The sequence below is a fragment of the Curvibacter sp. GW821-FHT01G03 genome (assembly GCF_059422285.1).
The window spans coordinates 218,976-236,085 of sequence record NZ_JBWKWP010000003.1; the positions used below are offsets into that span (position 1 = coordinate 218,976).

The following is a 17,110-nucleotide window of genomic DNA, read 5'->3' on the forward strand; positions in this document are numbered from 1 at the left end:
GCGCTCAGTCCATCGTCATGGTGGCAATGTCGATGAACCAGCTGCGCGGCTGCACCACGTTCTTCACCTTGGCCGACAGGGCGCGCGGACCCACGTCGTGGGCGATCCACACAAACGGGGCTTCGTCGACGATGCGGGCATGCAGCTTGGCCAGGGCGGCGTCGCGTGCCTTGTCGTCAAAGCTGGTGCGGGCATCGGCCACCAGTTTGTCGATTTCGGCATTGCCGAAATAGCCCCAGTTGTTGGACACCGGCGGGAAGGTCTTGGTGCTGACGAAGCGCACCATGGCAAAGAAAGGGTCCATGGCGGCAAAGCTCACGTTGATGGCGTTGCTGCCGTTGGCCGAGGGGTCCTTGCTGCCTTTGCGCCAGTTGGTGAACAAGGTGTTCCACTCGATCACGTCGAACTGCACATCGAAGAAGCATTGCTTGAGCGACTGCTGCACGAACTCGTTCATGGGCAGGGGCTGCATCTGGCCCGAACCCGAGGCCGAGATCTGCACCTTCACCTTCACCGGCTTGGCGGCCGAGAAGCCGGCCTGGCCCATCAGGGCCTGGGCGGCCTTGACGTCGTACTTGATGTCAAACGCGGGGTTGCCCCACCAGGGGTGGCCCGGCGGCACGGTGCCCTTGGGGATGGCCATCATGCCGCCCAGCATCTGCTTGAGGCCCTCGCGGTCCACGCACAGGTTGGCGGCCTGGCGCACGCGCTTGTCCAGCCAGGGCGAGCCCTCGGCAAACGACAGCTGCCAGGGCCACACATGGGGCTGGGCGTTGCTGTAGAGCTTGAAGCCGCGCTGCTTGATCTGGTCCATGGCGTCGGGGGCCGGGGCCTCGATCCAGTCCACCTGGCCCGACAGCAGGGCGGCGGTGCGGGCATTGGCCTCGGGCATGGGCAGCATCACCACCTTGTCGATCTTGGGCGTGCGCTTGGGGTCCCAGTAGCCCTTGTTGGCGGCCAGCTCCAGGCGCTCGCGAGGCACAAAGCGGGTCATGTGGAAGGGGCCGGTGCCCGAGGCATCGGCGGCAAACGCGGCCCAGGCCTGCTTGCTGCGCTCCGCCAGCTCGCTCACGCTGGCGGGCACGGCCTTGAGCTTGGCCTCCCAGTGGCTGGGCGAGGCCATGAACAGGTTGCTCAGGTTGATCGGCAGAAAAGAGTCGGGCTCGCTGGTGATCAGCTCCACCGTGTGCTCGTCGATCTTGCGCGCCGATTTCAGCGTGGGCATGCGCGAGGCGGTCACGCCGACCTGGCTGGCGTCGAACTGCGGGGCCTCCTTGTCGAGCACTTTGCGCACGTTCCACACCACGGCGTCGGCATTGAAGGGGCTGCCGTCATGGAACTTCACGCCGCTGCGCAGCTTGAACACCCACTTGGTCTTGTCCTTGGCGTCCACCGCCCAGCTCAGCGCCAGCGCCGGGATCAGCACGCTGGGCGCATCGGCCTTGGACAGGTCCCACTGCGTCAGCGAGTCGTACATCGGGATGCCGGTGAATCGGTTGCCTTCAAAACCCTGGTCGGGCTGGCCCAGCGTGCGTGGGATGTCGCCGGCCGTCATGGCAATGCGCAACACCTTCTCTTGTGCCTGGCTGCCGGTGGCGGCCAGCGAAGCGGCCAACAGCGTCAACACGGCGGGTGCGCGCAGCCAGGACATGGGAAAACGGTCTACCAAGCGATTCATGGAGTGCTCCTGCTAACCAGTCAAGATTGAATGCAGCAAAGTGCAAGTAACATGCCAACGTTTTGATGCCATTCCGGCGCTCGCCTGGTCCGCAACAGTGCATGCAGCCCTGTCGTGGTGCCGGTCCTGCCAATCCGGTTTGGATGCACCCGCCGCTTGCCCGGAGCCCACCATGTCCCTGGCCTACAACCTCGCCCGCTTTGACCTGATCTCGATCCGCCTGGCCGTGGCCTGCGCACAAAGCGGCAGCCTGACCGCGGCGGCCCGTGAGGGCCACCTGGCGCTGGCGGCGGCCAGCCGGCGCCTGCGTGAACTGGAAGACGCCACCGGCGGTCCCCTGTTCGAGCGCCACGCCAAGGGCCTGACCCCCACCCCGGCCGGGCGCCTGTTCGTGAAACATGGCCTGAGCCTGCTGCAGACCCTGGATCAACTCACCCGCGAGCTGGGCGATCTGCGCCAGGGCATTGCGCGCCACATCCGCCTGTGCGCCAGCACCGCCGCGATCAACCAGTTCCTGCCCGTGTTGCTGGCGCGTTTTGGCGAGCTGCACCCCCAGGTGCGGGTGGATCTGGAGGAGCAGGTCTCCGACACCGTGGTCCGCACGCTGCGCGAGGGGCGGGCCGATCTGGCGGTGTTTGTGGAAGGGCCCGACACCAGCGGCCTGAGCACCCGGCACTTTCGCGACGATGAGCTGATCCTGGTGCTGCCGGCGCGCCACGCCGTGGCCACCAGCACCCCGGCGCGTCAGCCGGTGGCCTTTGCCAGCCTGCTCGACGAACAATGGATCAGCCTGGCCGCCGGGGCCGCCATGCTGCAACAGCAGCAGCAGGCGGCACGTGCCGTGAACAAGCCCCTGCGCCTGCGCATGCAGGTGCGCAGCTTCGACGCGGTGTGCCACATGGTGGCCTCGGGCCTGGGGCTGGCGGTGCTGCCCAAGGCGGCGTCGCTGCCCATCGCGCGGGCCATGAAGCTGGCCTGGCGCCCGCTGGCCGACCCCTGGGCACGGCGGCGCCTGCTGGTGGCCACCCCCGAAGGGGCGGTGGACGAGGGGGTGCAGCTGCTGGCGGACTTTCTGGTGGCAGCCCCGGGAAAATCCCGCGACAAAAAATCACCCTAGTTACTCTATAGTCACTGATACAAGGCGGTTGGTTGTTGAACTGAAAGGTTCAGGGACTGCTCGCGCGGCCTTGGCCCTTTCACAGGTAGCCCATGTCATCAGACGCACTGATTCCTTTCCTCCAGGAGCCCGACTCGCCCGAGGCCCCGCCGCCCCAGCCGGGTTCGCCCGCGCTGCCGCCTTGGCGGGTGCTGGTGGTGGACGATGACCGCGACGTGCACGACAGCACCGCTTATGCCTTGCGCGGCCTGGAGCTGGTGGGCCGGCCGGTGCAACTGCTGCATGCCTATTCCAGCGCCGAGGGCCTGATGCTGCTGCGCCACGAGCACGATGTGGCGGTGATCCTGCTCGACGTGGTGATGGAGACCGAGCACGCCGGCCTGGCCATGGTGGACAACATCCGCAACGGCCTGGGCCTGCACAACACCCGCATCATCCTGCGCACCGGGCAGCCCGGGCAGGCGCCCGAGATCGAGACCATCCGGCGCTACGACATCAACGACTACAAGACCAAGAGCGAGCTCACGCGGGCCAAGCTGTACGCCACCCTGACGGCCGCCGTGCGCTGCTATGACCAGCTGTGCCGCCTGGACGCCAGCCGCCGCGGGCTGGAGAAGATCGTCGCCGCCAGCAATCAGTTCATGGCCGAACAGGGCCTGCAGACCTTTGCGGAAGGCGTGATCACCCAGATCGCCAGCCTGATCGGCATTCGACCCGACGGCCTGGTGTGCGCCAGCACCGACCCTTCGCCCGGCGCGGGCCAGGCGTCGGATTTCGTGGTCATCGCGGCGGCTGGCCCGTACCGCCACCTGATCCAGAAGCGCTTGGACGAGATCACCGACCCCGAGATCGTTGAGCAGCTCAGCCGCTGCCTGGCCGAGCGCCGCAGCCAGGTGGCCCAGCGCAGCCTGACGCTGTTCTTCTCAGGCCGCGACGGTCAGGACTTTGCCGCCTTTGTGGCCGCGGGTGAGCCGCTGCGCGAGGTGGATGCCCATCTGCTGGAGGTGTTCTGCACCAACATCGCCCTGTGTGCGTCCAACGTGTCGCTGTTCATGCGCCTGCGCAGCGTGGCCTTTGTCGATCGCATGCTCGGCATCCCCAACCGCACGGCCCTGGTCCAGCACCTGGACGAGCAGGTGGCCGCGGGCGAGCTGCAGGATCTGGTGCTGGCCCTGATCGATGTGGACCAGTTCGCCGAGACCAATGACATGTTCGGGCACCGCTACGGCGACCTGCTGCTGGGCGCCATTGCCCAGCGCCTGTCACAGGCCCTGGTCAGCCGCTGCTACATCGCCCGGGTGGCGGGCAACACCTTTGCGGTGGTGGGCCATGAGGACGTGGTCAACCCGGAGGAGTTGCGCACCCTGTTCGAGCTGCCCTTCCAGGTCGAGGAGATCAACCGGCGGCTGTCGGTGTCGATGAGCCTGGTGCGCTGCGCCGAGGTGCCGGCCCTGAATGGCAGTGAACTGCTGAAGGATGCCTCGATCGCCATGAAGCGCGCCAAGGCCGCGGGCCAGGGGCGCATCGAGTACTACTCGGCTGCGCTGGGTGCCGACTCCAAGGAGCGCACCCGACTGCTGCACGGCCTGCACCGGGCCTTTGACCATGACCGGTTGTTCGTGGTCTACCAGCCCCAGGTCTCGCTGCTCACCGGGGCGGTGCTCGGGGTGGAGGCCCTGATGCGCTGGCGGGCCGAAGACGGCTCGCTGGTGCCGCCCGACCGCTTCATCCCGGTGGCCGAGCGCTCGGGCCTGATCGTGGGCCTGGGCACCTGGGTGCTGCGCACGGCCCTGAGCGACCTGGGTCGGCTGCACCAGCTGGGCTGGCGCCCGCTGCGCATGGCGGTCAACGTGTCGGCAGTGCAGTTTGGCCAGCCTGACTTTCTGCAGACCCTGGATGAAGCCTTGCACGACAAGCAGATCGCGCCGGATTGCCTGGAGCTGGAGATCACCGAGTCGGTGTCCATGGTCGGCATGGAGCGGGTGGCCGCCGTGATGCGCGAGATCCGCAGCCGGCAGGTGGCCGTGGCGATTGATGATTTCGGCACCGGGTTTTCGTCGCTGTCCTACCTTGATCAACTGCCGGCCGACCGCCTCAAGATCGATCGGGCCTTTGTGGAGCTGCTGGAGACCGAGCGCCCCGGCGCCCGCATCGCCCGCATGATCGTGCCCCTGGGCCATCAGCTGGGCATGAAGGTGCTGGCCGAAGGGGTCGAGACCGAACGGCAGGTGGCCATCCTGCGCGATCTGGGCTGCGACGAGGCCCAGGGTTATCTGTATGCCCGCCCCATGCCCTTTGACGTGCTGTGCGAGTGGCTGGCGCGGCATCCGGTGGGGATGGTGGCCTGAGCCCCTCGATCTTTCAGAACTGGGGTTTGTCCACCAAGGTGCTGAGCGGCAGGTCGGCGATCTCTTGCAGCAGCAGGGCCAGTTGGCGGGCGGCGGCGTCGATCAGGGCGTGGCCCTTGTCGACGGTGGCGGCGGCGGCATTGCCGGCGGCGCCGGCGGGGTTGTAGTCTTGCATCTGCCAGCCCAGCTTGGCGCTGCGTCCGTTGCCCAGCAGCGTGTAGCGCGCGGCCCGGTCCTGCGAGCTGCTGTGAAAGTGGCGGGCCTGGGCCATGTCCACCCGTTCGGGCTGGAGCGCCAGCATCATCGAGGTCTCGATGTCGCCGGCGTGGATGCCGAAGCGATGCTCTTCGGGCCCGAACTGGGCCTCCAGCTCGGGGGGCAGCGGCAGGTTGAACCAGCTGCTGCTGTAGACGATCAGGTCACAGCGGCTGCGCAGCTCGCGGGCCACGATGTCGAGCACGCTGACCTGCCCGCCATGGCTGTTGAACAACAACAGCTTGCGCACCCCGGCGCGGGCCACGCACTCGCCCAGCTCCACCCACAGCCGGATCAAGGTCTCGGGCGACAGCGTCAGCGTGCCCGCAAAGCGCTGGTGTTCAGGGCTCAGGCCCACCGCCTGGGTGGGCAGGAACAGCGTTGGCAGCGCGGCGGGCAGGTAGGCCTGGCTGGCCGCCACGATGCCCTCGACCAGGGCCGTGTCCACGTTCAACGGCAGGTGCGGGCCATGCTGCTCGATGGCCGCCACCGGCAACACGGCCACCACCTCGGCGGCCTCGCCACTGGCCTGCAGGTGGGCAAAATCACGGGCACTCAGCTCGGCCCAGAAGCGCGATGGAAGGATCATTCCAGCATCTTAGATGGGTGGCGGCGATCGCAACAAGCCGGAGCACGGATGAACCCGTCATCTCCAGAATTGACCAATATCACCAATTTGCGCGTCACAACCCGTTAGGATGCAGGCCCATACCCACCCAAGCCCATCCCAAGTGCCCGTTGATCTGAAATCCAAGCTGCAGTCGGCGCTGTGGACTGCCGTGATTTATGCCGCTACGGGCTGGCTTTCCTTGCAGATCTGCATCCCGCCGGACTATGTCTCGCTGATGTTCCTGCCGGCGGGCGTGGCCTTGGGCATGGCACTGACCCGGGGCCCCTGGGCCTTGCCCGGGGTGGCGCTGGGCTCGATGGTGGTGCAATGGCTGGCGGCTCAGCAGGCGGGCCTGGAGGGCGGTCTGTCCTGGACCCTGTTGGTGTCCCCTGTGGGTGCCGCGCTGCAGGCCTGGCTGGGAGCCTGGCTGGCGCGCCGCTGGGTGGGCTACCCGGATCCGGTCGAGACGCCGCAGCGCGTGATGCTGCTGTTGCTGGGCGTGGGGCCGTTGAGCACGCTGGTCAACGCCAGTCTGTCGGTGCCGGTGCTGGTGCTGTCGGGCCTCATTCCGATCAGCGAGGCCATCTTCAGCTGGTGGACCTGGTGGCTGGGTGATGCGGTGGGCGCCGTGCTGGGCTTGCCCCTGCTGCTGGTGTTCCTGGGGCAGCCTGCCGTGGCCTGGCGGGCGCGGCGGCTCAGCGTGGCCATTCCCCTGTTGCTGGCCATGCTGGTGGTGGGGACGGTGGTGTTCGAGACCAAGAACTGGGAAGACCAGCGCATTCGCAGCCAGCTGAACCAGTATGCGCATGAGTTGGGCGGGCTGCTGCAGCGCCGCCTGGACGCGCAGAACGACAGTGTGCAGGCCATTGCCCGGGTGATGCAGATCAGCCGCACTGCGCCCGAGCTGGCCCAACCCGAGGCCCAGACCGACTTCTCCATCACCGTGCGCCATTGGCTGGACCGCTATGGCGGCACGCAGAATTTCGGCTGGAGCCCGCTGGTCCTGCGGTCCGGCCGTGCCGCCTATGAAGCCGGCCGATGGCCCATCAAGGGCCGCTCAGCCACGGGCGAGACCTTTGCCGCAGCCCAGCGCGACAGCTACCTGCCCATCACACTGATCGAGCCCCTGTCGAGCAATGCCCAGGCCCTGGGCCTGGATGTGGCCGTGCTGCCGGCCACGGCCGATTCGGTGGCCGGCACCCGCACCACGGGCCAGCCCCGCGTGAGCGAGGGCATCCGCCTGGTGCAGGAGGTGGGCGAGCAACGCGGCGTGGTGATGTACCAGGCCGTGTTCCAGCCCCACAGCACCGTGCTCAAGGGGGTGGTGTCGGCGGTCTTTCGCATGGATGACGTGCTCCAGGCGCTGGGCACGGCGGCCGCTGGGGTGCCCCCCGAGAGTTGCCTGCTCGACCCGCAGGCCGCCGCAGGCAACCGCCGCCTGGCCGGCCCGAGCGGCTGTGATGCGCCAGACTGGGCCCACGTGCCCATGAGTGTTCAGTTGCCGGTGCAGTTCGGCGGGCGTGACTGGTTGCTGCTGGTGCGTGCCAATGCCGGTTTTCTGAACCAGGCGCGTGACCTCAGCGCCTGGGCCATGGTGGCCCTGAGTCTGCTGTGTGTGGGTTTGCTGGGGGCGTTTCTGCTGGTCATCACCGGCCAGACCCGGCGCACCCAGGCCCTGGTCGAGCAGCGCACGCTGGAGCTGGCCGCGCTGGCCCATTACGACAGCCTCACCGGCCTGCCCAACCGCAGCCAGTGGGTCTCGCGCGGCCAGGCCGAGCTGCAGCAGGCCCTGCAAGAACACCAGTCACTGGCCGTGCTGTTCCTGGACCTGGACCACTTCAAGCACATCAACGACACCCTGGGCCATGCGCTCGGTGACGAGCTGCTGCAGGCCGTGTCGCAGCGGCTCCAGCCCTGCCTGGAAAGCCACCACATGCTGGCGCGCATCGGGGGCGACGAGTTCGTGGCCCTGCTGCCCCAGCTGCAAGGCCCCGACGAGGCCGCCCAGGTGGCCGAGCGTCTGCGCCGGGCGCTGCAGGCCCCCTTGTACATCCAGGGCCATGAGATCAACCTGTCGGCCAGCATCGGCATCGCCTGCTACCCGCAGGACGGCGACAACCTGGACCACTTGCTCAAGCACGCCGACACCGCCATGTATGTGGCCAAGGATGCCGGGCGCAACGGCTACCAGTTCTTCATGAAGGAGATGAACGCGCGCGTGTCGCGGCGCATGTTCCTCGAAAACAACCTGCGCCGCGCGCTGGAGCGCGACGAGTTGTTCCTGGTCTACCAACCCCAGATCGATGCCGCCAGCGGGCAGGTGGCGGGGGTCGAGGCCCTGGTGCGCTGGCGCCACCCTGATGAAGGCTTGATCCCGCCTGACCGCTTCATTCCGGTGGCCGAGGATTGCGGCCTGATCGAGCCTCTGGGGGCCTGGGTGCTGCACCAGGCCTGCCGTCAGTTGCAGGACTGGACCCAGCTTGGCGAGATGGACCTCATGATGGCCATCAACATCTCGCCCATGCAGTTCCGCAAATCGGGCTTCATCGACACCGTGCGCCATGCGCTGAGTGCCAGTGGCGTGGACCCGGCACGCATCGAACTGGAGATCACCGAAACCCTGCTGATGCAACCGCTGAAGGACCTGGACAACCGCCTGCGCGAATTGGCCGACATGGGCCTGACCTTCGCGCTGGATGATTTTGGCACCGGCTACTCCAGCCTGGGCTACCTCAAGCGCCTGCCCATCTCGCGCATCAAGCTCGACAAATCCTTTGTGGCCGACCTGCCCGGCGACGTGGAGGACGAGGCCATCACCCGGGCCACGCTGTCCATGGCCAAGGACTTGGGTTTGCGCTGTGTGGCCGAGGGCGTGGAGACCGAGGCCCAGCAACGCTTCCTGACGGAGCGTGGCTGCGACACCTTGCAGGGCTACCTGTTTGCCCGGCCCATGCCGGCTGACGAATGCCGTGACTGGCTGCGCCGTTACCGGCGTGGCCAGCTGCGGGCGACCGTGGCCGAACCGCTGCGGGCCTGAGCTGACCGATGCCCCAGGCTCCGGCCGGGGCCGCGGCCCCAGTCAGCCCAGGCTCAGCTGCAAGGTCTCGGCCAGGGTGGCCAGTTCGCAATCGATGGCGGCACCCGCGGGCGGATGCCGTTCCAGCACCACGAAGCTGCCCGCGTCCACCGCCAACAGGGCGTGGTGCCAGGTGCCGGGGTGCAGCAGCACGCCCTGACGGCCATTGCTGATGAAGGCTTGTACATCGTCGGGCCCCGGCAGCGCATTGGGCCGGGCCACCACCACCACGAAGCGCGCCCCTTCCAGCGGGATGAAGGTCTGGCTGGCCAGGGTGTGGCGCTCCAGCACATCCACGGGCAGGGGAAAGCGCCGGGCCTCGGCGCTGTAGATGGCCAGGCCCGCCTGCCCGCCGGCCTGCTCGAAACGCAGGTCCAGCGGCAGATCGAGGCGCCAGCAGCTGTGGTCATTGATGGGGCGCGCCTGCGCCGGCGGCGTGCCAAAGCCCTCCAGCACGGCACCAAAAGGGGCAAACGCCGAGGCACTCAGCGGCTGGGGCCGCAGCAGGGTGGGGGTCAGACAACTCATGCCGCCCAGGCAAGCATGGGGCGTGCCTGCCCTCGTGCGGCCGGGGGCCATCCCGGGTTCAGGCCTGGCGCTGTCGCCCGATCAGCTCGTCGAGCTGGCGCGCGATTTCCTGTTCGATCTGGTCCTTGAACGAGCCCAGCAGAAAGCCCAGCGTGGCCTGCAGCTCGAAACGCTCGGCGTTCACCCGCAGCGTGCCCTGCGCACCGGCCCGGCTGAAATGCAGCACATCTTCGGCGTCGCCCTCTTCGTAGCGGCAGCTCATGTCCAGTTTGCGTTCGGCCTTTTCGGCCCAGCCTGTGGCCACCTCGCGGGCGCCGTTCAGGCCCAGCTCATGGTCGCGGTGGATGTGGATGTCGGGCAAGTTCAATCTCCGGCAGAAGGGGTGGCCGATGATACCGGTGCGGGTGCCTGCAGCCGGCGCAGGCGCTCGGCCTCAGGCTGACGAGCCAGTTGTCGCACGGCCTCGTAAAACAGCGGCCAGGCCTGCTCGGGCTGGCGCTCGTGCTGCTGCTCGAACAGGGCCTCGAAGCCCGGCACCAGCGCGTCGTAGGCGGCCAGTGCGCCAAAGGCCGCATTGTTGGCGTTCGCCACCCAGGCGTCGTAGGCGGCCTGCCGGGGTGGGTCGATCTGCCAATGGCGGCGCATTTCGGCGTACTGACGGCGGAAATCCGCCATGACCTCGGCTTTCTGCTGCGCCAGGTCGGCGGGCTTGCGGCCTGGCTGGCGAGCCCCGGCATACACCGCCTCCAGGCGGGCCCGCGTGGCCCGGGTCAGTTGGCGAAAGCCCAGGCGCTGGGCTTCGCTCTGGGCATAGGTTTCGCGCGCCGCCGGGCTGGCGGCCTGGGCCAGCCATTGGCGCACACCGATCAGCTCGACCGCAGTGGCAAAAGATTCGTTGAAGGGGGTGTCGCCGTTCAGGTAGACCACCTGATGCGCCAGCTCGTGGAAGATCAGCCGGGCCAGTTCACCTTCGGGGTACTGGATGAAGGTGTTGAGCAGCGGGTCGCCCCCGGCCCAGTTGAGCCAGCCCAGGGTCGAGTAGGCCGGCACGCCGTAGACATGGGTTTCCAGCCCCTGCTCACGCAACGTGGCCGCTTCGGTACGGGCCTCCTGCACATCGAAGTAACCTCGGTAGCCGATGCAGCCCGTGACCGGGAAGCACCAGGTGTGCAGCGTCAGGGCATCGGGCGGCGCCGCCGTCACATTCCAGATCACGGCGCTGCGGTGCAGGTCGGCGTAGCGGTGGTAGCTGGCGTTGTCGGGCAGGCCCAGCTGGCGCACCGCGTATTCGCGCAAGGCCTGTGCCGATTGCAGCCGGGTTTTGAGCAGGGCGGGCGTGGCCGGGTCGGCCAGCCAGTCGGGGATGGGCCGGGCGGCCTGCATCAGCTGCACATGGCCCCTCGCCGATTGCCAGTAATAACCCAGGGTGCTGCAGCCCGTCAGGCCCCACGCCAGCAGGCAGGCCAGCAGCGCTTGGCGCAGGATACGGCCAGGCAGGAAGACGGTTGATGTGGACAGATCAGGCGCACGCATGGTCGGATTACAGCATGCGTGAAACGCCTGCAGCCCCAGCAAAAAGGCGCCTGGCCCATTCCGAAATCAGAACAGGCCAGGCGCCTTCATGGCCGCCGTGAGCGGATCTCGCTTACTTGCTCAACTCGGCCTGGGTGGCGGTGTCGAGTTCGCCGGTGGTGGGCAGTTGGCGCGACTTCTGGAACTTGGCCAGTTCACGCTTGGTGCGCGGGCCCATCGAGCCATCGGGCTTGCCGACGCTGAAACCCAGGTCATTGAGCTTCTGCTGAGCTGCCAGCACGCTCATGCCGGCGCCAGCCGCCGGGGCTGCCTTGGCGGCCGGTGCGTTGGGGTTGACGCCGCCGTCCACGTTCAGGCGCCCACCGGTGCCCAGGCCGCCCTTGACGGTCTGGGCCTTGTAGTTCTGCACGGCCTTGACGATGTTGGCGTACGAGTCGAGGAAGGCGGCCACGATCACCTTGCCCTCGGCGGTGTTGGTGTAACCACCGCCCAGGCCGCCGAAGCCGGCACCCAGGATGCCGCCAAAGGCACCGAAGTCCCAGTTCTTGGCACTGCCTTCGGCTGCGGCGATCTGCACGCTGGAGCGGTTGTCGTCCAGGGTCAGCAGGGTGCTGGCTTCCTTGGCGCTCATGCTGCCGCCCACCAGGGCACCCACGGGGCCCAGCAGGCCACCGACTGCCGCACCGGCGCCACCGGCGTTGTTGTTCGAGAAGGTGATCGAGGGGGTCAGCGAGTAGTCGGCCGACACCATCTGGCCCTTGCCGAAGTTGGAGTTGTTGCGCAGTTCACCCGATTGGGCCAGGGCGCGTTCCTGCATCATGTTGTTCATGGCGCGACCCCGGTCCACCACCACGAAACAGTTCGACTGCTGGATCAGCAGCTTGAGCACCGGGGTGGTCGGGCCCAGGTGGCGTTGCTGCGTCAGCATCACGTACCAGGGGGCATTGGTGTCTTCGACGATGGCGATCGTGCCCAGCGTTTCTTCGCAGCGTGGCAGCTTGCTGTTGGCGCCCTGGCTGTTGGCACCACCGGCCGAGCCGGTGGCTTCGGTCTTGGCGGCGGCCGAGCCGGTTTCCATGGTGGCGCAGCCAGACAGGGCGGCCAATGAACCGGCCAGGGCCAGCAGCGTCAGTTGATGGGGGAATTTGAAGGCCATGAAATGAACTCTAGTGAATAGCGCATGTCGGGCATGCGGATGTTGGAATGGTTCGGGTGCTCCCAGGATTCCCTTCGCACGGCATTCCACGGGCCTGTGCTGCCCAGGTCAGTCGTGCGGCGGAAAACTCGAAGATGCTAACGTGCGCGTCAGTATGTTTACAAAAGTTTTTGCAACGCACATCCCCGGGAAACCCGCGTTGGGCCGGCGATTCAGAGGCCTTTGCGTTGCCGCAAGCCAGTCGGGCTGTTTCAGGTCCCCACTGTTGTCCTGATGCAACAGGCGAAGTCGAGGCGGGCACCGATCAGCCCCTGAAGATGTCGAAAGGCTCGATGCGCAGCACGCGCCGGATGCCGATGTAGCTCGAAATGCCCGCGATGATCAGCACCATCACAAAAGCCATGCCCAGGTTGCCGTAGGTGGTCATGGCGGCATAGCCGGGCAGTCGGGCGCGGGCGATCGAGATCATCAGGCTGACCAGGCCGACGCCCAGGCCATAGCCGGTGAGGGCGGTGAAGCCGGCCATGAACAGGATCATCAGCACCAGTTGACGGCTTTTGGCCCCGATGGCCTTGAGCGCGCCGAACTTCTCCAGGTTCTCCAGAATGAAGGTGTAGAAGGTCTGGCCCGAGATCGACAGGCCCACGATGAAGCTGATGATGGTCATCAGCAGCAGGTTGGTGCCGATGCCGGTCTGGAAGGTGTAGAAGTGGGCGATGGCGTCATTGAACTCGGTGCGCGTGCGAGCCACATAGCCGAGCCGGGCCACGGCCTGCTGGATGTGCGCCACATCGGCGGCTGTCTTGGGCTGCACCAGCACATACGAGATCGTGAAGCGGGTGGTGGGCAGGTACTCGGTGGCCCGGCTGTAGGTGGTGTAGAGCGTGGGCACACCGTTCAGGCCGTTGGCGGCCACCTTCGCAATGCCCACGATCACGCTGCGGTGGTCGTTGAGCTCGAACGAGCTGCCGATGACCGGGTTGCCGAGCTTGCCGTATTCCGAGTCATGCACCACCACAAAACCGCTCTCGGCAAACAGATCCTGGATCTGCCCCTGTTCGAGATCGGGCCGCCCGTAGAGCGTGGAATCATCCAGGCCGATCACGCTCACCCCCTGGTAGCTGCCATTGGCCAGGCGCACCTGGGCCCCGCCGATGAAGATCGGCACCGCATAGCGCACGCCGTCCAGGCTGCGCACGGCGTCCAGCAGGTAGTCAGGCATGGGGATGGGGCTGCTGGCGGTGTTGACCGCCGGGTCCATCACCCACATCTCTGCGCCCACGTTGGTCACGGTCGAATAGGCCCGGTTCAGGATGCCGGCAAACATGGCCGTCATCTGCACCATCAGAAACACCGAAAACGTGATGCCCATCACCAGGGCCGAGAACTTGCCCTTGTCGTTGACCAGCAGCTTGAAGCCGATGCGCAGGATGCCGCCATGTTTCATGGCGCCTCCTGCCGGGCCGGCCCTGCGGCCCCCATGCCCGGCCCAGGCTCCCAGCCGCCCCCCAGGGCGGCGAACAGGGCCACCGTGTCCTGCTGGCGTTGGGCCACCGCCTGCAGCCGAGCGATGCTGGCCTGCTGGAATTGCTGTTGGGCGGCCAGCACATCGAGGTGGCTGCCCAGCCCGGCCTGGGTGCTGGCCTGGGCCTGCTGCAGGTAGCCTGCTGCGGCCTGCCAGGCCCGCTCCTGGCTGTCCAGGGCCTGGGCATCTTGGCCCAGCGCGCTCAGGGTGTCAGCCACCTGGGCCAGGGCGCTCAGCACAGTCTGGCGGTAGCTGGCCAGGGCCTGGTCCAGGTTGGCACGGGCGGCCTCGCGGCCATGCCACTGGCTGCCGCCCTGGAACACCGGCAGGCTGACCGAGGGGCCGAAGCTCCAGTATGTTTCGCTGCCGCCCAGCAGTTGCCCGGGGCTGCGCGCGGCGTTGCCGGCGGTGGCGCCCAGGCTCACGTTCGGAAGCATGAGGGCCGTGGCCACGCCCACGGCGGCGCTGGCTTGATGGGCCACCGCCTCGGCGGCCAGGATGTCGGGCCGCTGGCGCACCAGCTTGGCCGGCAGGCGCAGGGGCAGGCGCTCGGGCAGGTGCAGGCTGGCCAGGCGCGGCGCGGGCAGCGCCGGTGCGGCGGGTTCGTCGCCGACCAAGGTGCTCAGCAGGTGCTGGCTTTGCGCCAGTTTCTGCTGCAGCGCGGCCAAGGCGGCCTGGTTGCTGGCCAGCGGCGCGGCCAGGGCCAGCAGGCTGGCCGGGGCGGCGGTGCCGGCACGCACCTGCACCTCGGTGAGCTGGATCTGGGTTTGCTGCAGGGCCACCAGGTCGCGCGTGGCCTCCCACTGGGCTTCGTAGGCGGCGCGGGCCATGGCGGTGTTCACCACATTGGCCGACAGGCTCAGGTAGGCGGCCCGGGTCAGCTGCTGCTGTTGCTCGGCCTGGGCCTGCAGGCCCTCGACGTTGCGCCGTTGCTGGCCGAACAGGTCCAGGGCATAGCCCACGCTCAGACCCAGTGTGGCCACATTGAACAGCGCGCCCGGCGTGAGCAGGCCTTGCTGGATCGGGGCGGTCTGTTGGCGCCGCGCGTCCAACCCCAGGTTGACCTGAGGAAAGAACACGCCGTAGCCGGCCTGCAGGCTCTCCTGGCTGCGCAGCAGGCTGGCCTGGGCGGCCCGCAGACCGGGGTTGTTCTGTAGCGCGCGCTGCATCAGCGCATCCAGCTCGGGGGACTGGAACTGCCGCCACCAGTCGCGGGGCAGGTCGGCGGTCTCATCAAAGCGCTGGCTCAGGCCTTGGGCGGTGGGGGTCGGGGTGAGCGCCTGTGGCAGGTACCGGGTCGTGGCGGGCGCGGCAGGGGCCTGGAAATCGGGCCCCACGGCGCAGCCGGACAGGCTCAAGGCCAGCCAGAGCGCCGCGACCATCGGCTTGCGGTCCAGGCGGGGGGGCCTGCGAAGGCGAAGGTGCGGACCGGGGCTCATGGCGCCTTGCTCCCGATGTAGACGTCCACCAGTTGGCCCGGGTACACCACCGGAGCGTCGGCATGCTTGAAGCGGAACAGCACCGGCAGCACCCGCAGGTCAACCTTCTCCTGGCGCTGGTTCGAGAGCTGGATCTTGGGCATCACCAGGGGCAGCACGCGGTCGAAGGTCAGGGCTACCTTCTGCTCGGTGCCGCGGATCGACATCTCGGCCCGGATCTGTTCGGGCTTGGGCAGGCGGCTCACCAGGATCTCGTCGACAAAGCAACGCACCGCCAACGTGTCCTGCGGGCCGCTCATCACCACCACCGGATCGTAGCCCTGGGTGTAGGGGTTGTAGGCCCCGTTGCTGCCCGCGGTGCCGCCACGCGCTGCATTCACGCCCAGCACCACACCGTCCACCGGTGCGCGCAGGGTGTACTTGGCCAGTTGAGCCCGCGCCGCCTGGTAGGCCTGGTTCAGGGCCTGCGCCTGCTTGTCCTGGCTGGCGATGTCGTACTGCCAGGCCCCGGCCTGGGTCTGGGCCAGTTGCCGGGCTGCGACCTCGCGGCCCGCTTCGGCCTGGGCCAGGGCGTGGCGTGCGCCGTCCAGCACGTCACGGCTGATGGCCCGGGGGTCGGCTTCGAAGGTGCGCTGGCGCTTGTCGAAACTGTCGCGGGCCGCCTGCACATTGGCTTCGGCCTGCGTGAGCTGGGCTTTGGCGATGGCCAGGGTTTCGGGCCGCGGCTGGGCGCGCAGTTGTTGCAACAGGCTCTGGGCGGCCTCGGCCTGCAGGCGCAGCTGTTCGGTGCTGGCCTTCTGCACCGTGTCGTCGAGTTGCAGCAGGGCGGTGCCGGCACTCACGCTCTGGCCGTCGCGCACCAGCACCTTCAGCACCGGAGCCGCCACCTCGGGGTAGAGGTTGATGTTGGCGCCGCTGTCCTGGCTGCTCTCGACGATGCCATTGGCAAAAATGGCACTCGCGTACGGGCTTTGCGCGGGCTTGAACACCGGCGGCTGCGGGTGCCGCTCGACCGCGAACAGGTAGGCCCCCAGAAAGCCTCCCAGCAGGCCCAGCACGGCCGCGATGAAGATCAGGTATTTTTTGAACATCAACATCATTCAGTTCCCTTGTCGAAGCCGGTGATGTGCCCGTTTTCCATGTGCACGATGCGGTCGGCGAATTCATTGATGCGGGCGTCGTGCGTCACGATCAGGATGCAGCGGTGCTGGTTCAGGATCTGCTGCTTGACGAAGGCGATGATCATCTTGCCGGTGTCACCATCGAGCGAGGCCGTGGGCTCGTCGAGCACCAGGATGTCGGGCTGACCCACGATCGCGCGGGCAATCGCCACCCGCTGCTGCTCGCCGCCCGACAGCTTGACGGGCAGCACGTCAGCGCGGCGCGCCAGATTGACCACGTCCAGGATGCGCCGCCCGGCGTCCTGGGCCGCGTCCCAGGGCTGGCCGCGCAGCACCAGGGGCACGGACACGTTCTCGGCGGTGGTCAGCCGCGGGAACAGGTGAAAGTCCTGGAACACAAAGCCGATGTTGTTGAGCCGGAACTCGGCCAATTCATCCTTGCCCAACTGCCAGATGTTGCGGCCCTTGACCAGCACCTCGCCCTCGTCGGGCCGCAAAATGCCCGAGATCATGCTCAGGAACGTGGTCTTGCCGCTGCCGGAGGGGCCGACGATGAACACCATCTCGCCGAAATGCGCCACAAAGTCGACCTGATCGACCGCCTTCATGCGCGTATCGCCCTCGCCAAACCATTTGCTCACGTCACGCGCGACGATGGCTTCGCCTGGGGTGGGGGCAGAATCCGTGCGGCTTGGCTGGCTGGCTGTCATGGGGCGCGTCGTGG

13 protein-coding genes are annotated in these 17,110 nt (G+C 67.6%); 3 read left to right on the top strand and 10 right to left on the bottom strand.

Annotated features, from left to right (window positions below):
* Nucleotides 1-4: 4 nt before the first annotated feature.
* Nucleotides 5-1,678: an ABC transporter substrate-binding protein gene (locus AC07VS_RS05295; protein ID WP_494750363.1), complete on the bottom strand. Its 1,674-nt coding sequence runs from the start codon at nucleotides 1,676-1,678 to the stop codon at nucleotides 5-7.
* Between the two features lie 172 nt (nucleotides 1,679-1,850).
* Here AC07VS_RS05295 and AC07VS_RS05300 point away from each other — a divergent pair, with 172 nt between their 5' ends.
* Both AC07VS_RS05300 and AC07VS_RS05305 read left to right on the top strand, forming a co-directional pair.
* Nucleotides 1,851-2,795, top strand: coding sequence for a LysR family transcriptional regulator (locus AC07VS_RS05300; protein WP_494657887.1), 945 nt, complete (start codon nucleotides 1,851-1,853; stop codon nucleotides 2,793-2,795).
* Between the two features lie 92 nt (nucleotides 2,796-2,887).
* On the top strand, nucleotides 2,888-5,143 hold the full coding sequence (locus AC07VS_RS05305) for a putative bifunctional diguanylate cyclase/phosphodiesterase (RefSeq protein WP_494750364.1): 2,256 nt from the start codon (nucleotides 2,888-2,890) through the stop codon (nucleotides 5,141-5,143).
* A 13-nt stretch (nucleotides 5,144-5,156) separates the two neighbouring features.
* Here AC07VS_RS05305 and AC07VS_RS05310 read toward each other — a convergent pair whose 3' ends face one another.
* Nucleotides 5,157-5,987: a creatininase family protein gene (locus AC07VS_RS05310; protein WP_494750365.1), complete on the bottom strand. Its 831-nt coding sequence runs from the start codon at nucleotides 5,985-5,987 to the stop codon at nucleotides 5,157-5,159.
* Nucleotides 5,988-6,129: 142 nt separating this feature from the next.
* On the opposite strand from AC07VS_RS05310, the gene AC07VS_RS05315 reads away from it, so the two are divergent.
* A complete protein-coding gene (locus tag AC07VS_RS05315) occupies nucleotides 6,130-9,045 on the top strand; it encodes a bifunctional diguanylate cyclase/phosphodiesterase (RefSeq protein ID WP_494750366.1) in 2,916 nt (971 codons plus the stop codon).
* Between the two features lie 42 nt (nucleotides 9,046-9,087).
* On the opposite strand, the gene AC07VS_RS05320 is transcribed toward AC07VS_RS05315, so the two are convergent.
* From AC07VS_RS05320 to AC07VS_RS05355, 8 genes are all read right to left on the bottom strand, one after another.
* Nucleotides 9,088-9,612, bottom strand: coding sequence for an ureidoglycolate lyase (locus AC07VS_RS05320; RefSeq protein WP_494750367.1), 525 nt, complete (start codon nucleotides 9,610-9,612; stop codon nucleotides 9,088-9,090).
* Between the two features lie 58 nt (nucleotides 9,613-9,670).
* Nucleotides 9,671-9,973: a polyhydroxyalkanoic acid system family protein gene (locus AC07VS_RS05325; protein WP_494657878.1), complete on the bottom strand. Its 303-nt coding sequence runs from the start codon at nucleotides 9,971-9,973 to the stop codon at nucleotides 9,671-9,673.
* A 2-nt stretch (nucleotides 9,974-9,975) separates the two neighbouring features.
* Nucleotides 9,976-11,145: an aminopeptidase gene (locus AC07VS_RS05330; protein WP_494657876.1), complete on the bottom strand. Its 1,170-nt coding sequence runs from the start codon at nucleotides 11,143-11,145 to the stop codon at nucleotides 9,976-9,978.
* 112 nt (nucleotides 11,146-11,257) lie between these two features.
* Entirely contained in the window at nucleotides 11,258-12,301 is a 1,044-nt protein-coding gene (locus tag AC07VS_RS05335; protein ID WP_492350523.1) for a peptidoglycan-binding protein, read from the bottom strand.
* A 304-nt stretch (nucleotides 12,302-12,605) separates the two neighbouring features.
* Complete coding sequence (locus tag AC07VS_RS05340; RefSeq protein WP_494657874.1) at nucleotides 12,606-13,748, bottom strand: ABC transporter permease; 1,143 nt, start codon at nucleotides 13,746-13,748, stop codon at nucleotides 12,606-12,608.
* Nucleotides 13,745-15,265: an efflux transporter outer membrane subunit gene (locus AC07VS_RS05345; RefSeq protein ID WP_494750368.1), complete on the bottom strand. Its 1,521-nt coding sequence runs from the start codon at nucleotides 15,263-15,265 to the stop codon at nucleotides 13,745-13,747. Before AC07VS_RS05345 ends, AC07VS_RS05340 begins: the two co-directional genes overlap by 4 nt.
* Nucleotides 15,262-16,356: an HlyD family secretion protein gene (locus AC07VS_RS05350; RefSeq protein ID WP_494750369.1), complete on the bottom strand. Its 1,095-nt coding sequence runs from the start codon at nucleotides 16,354-16,356 to the stop codon at nucleotides 15,262-15,264. Before AC07VS_RS05350 ends, AC07VS_RS05345 begins: the two co-directional genes overlap by 4 nt.
* A 5-nt stretch (nucleotides 16,357-16,361) precedes the next feature.
* Complete coding sequence (locus tag AC07VS_RS05355) at nucleotides 16,362-17,096, bottom strand: ABC transporter ATP-binding protein (protein WP_494657868.1); 735 nt, start codon at nucleotides 17,094-17,096, stop codon at nucleotides 16,362-16,364.
* Nucleotides 17,097-17,110: the final 14 nt, after the last annotated feature.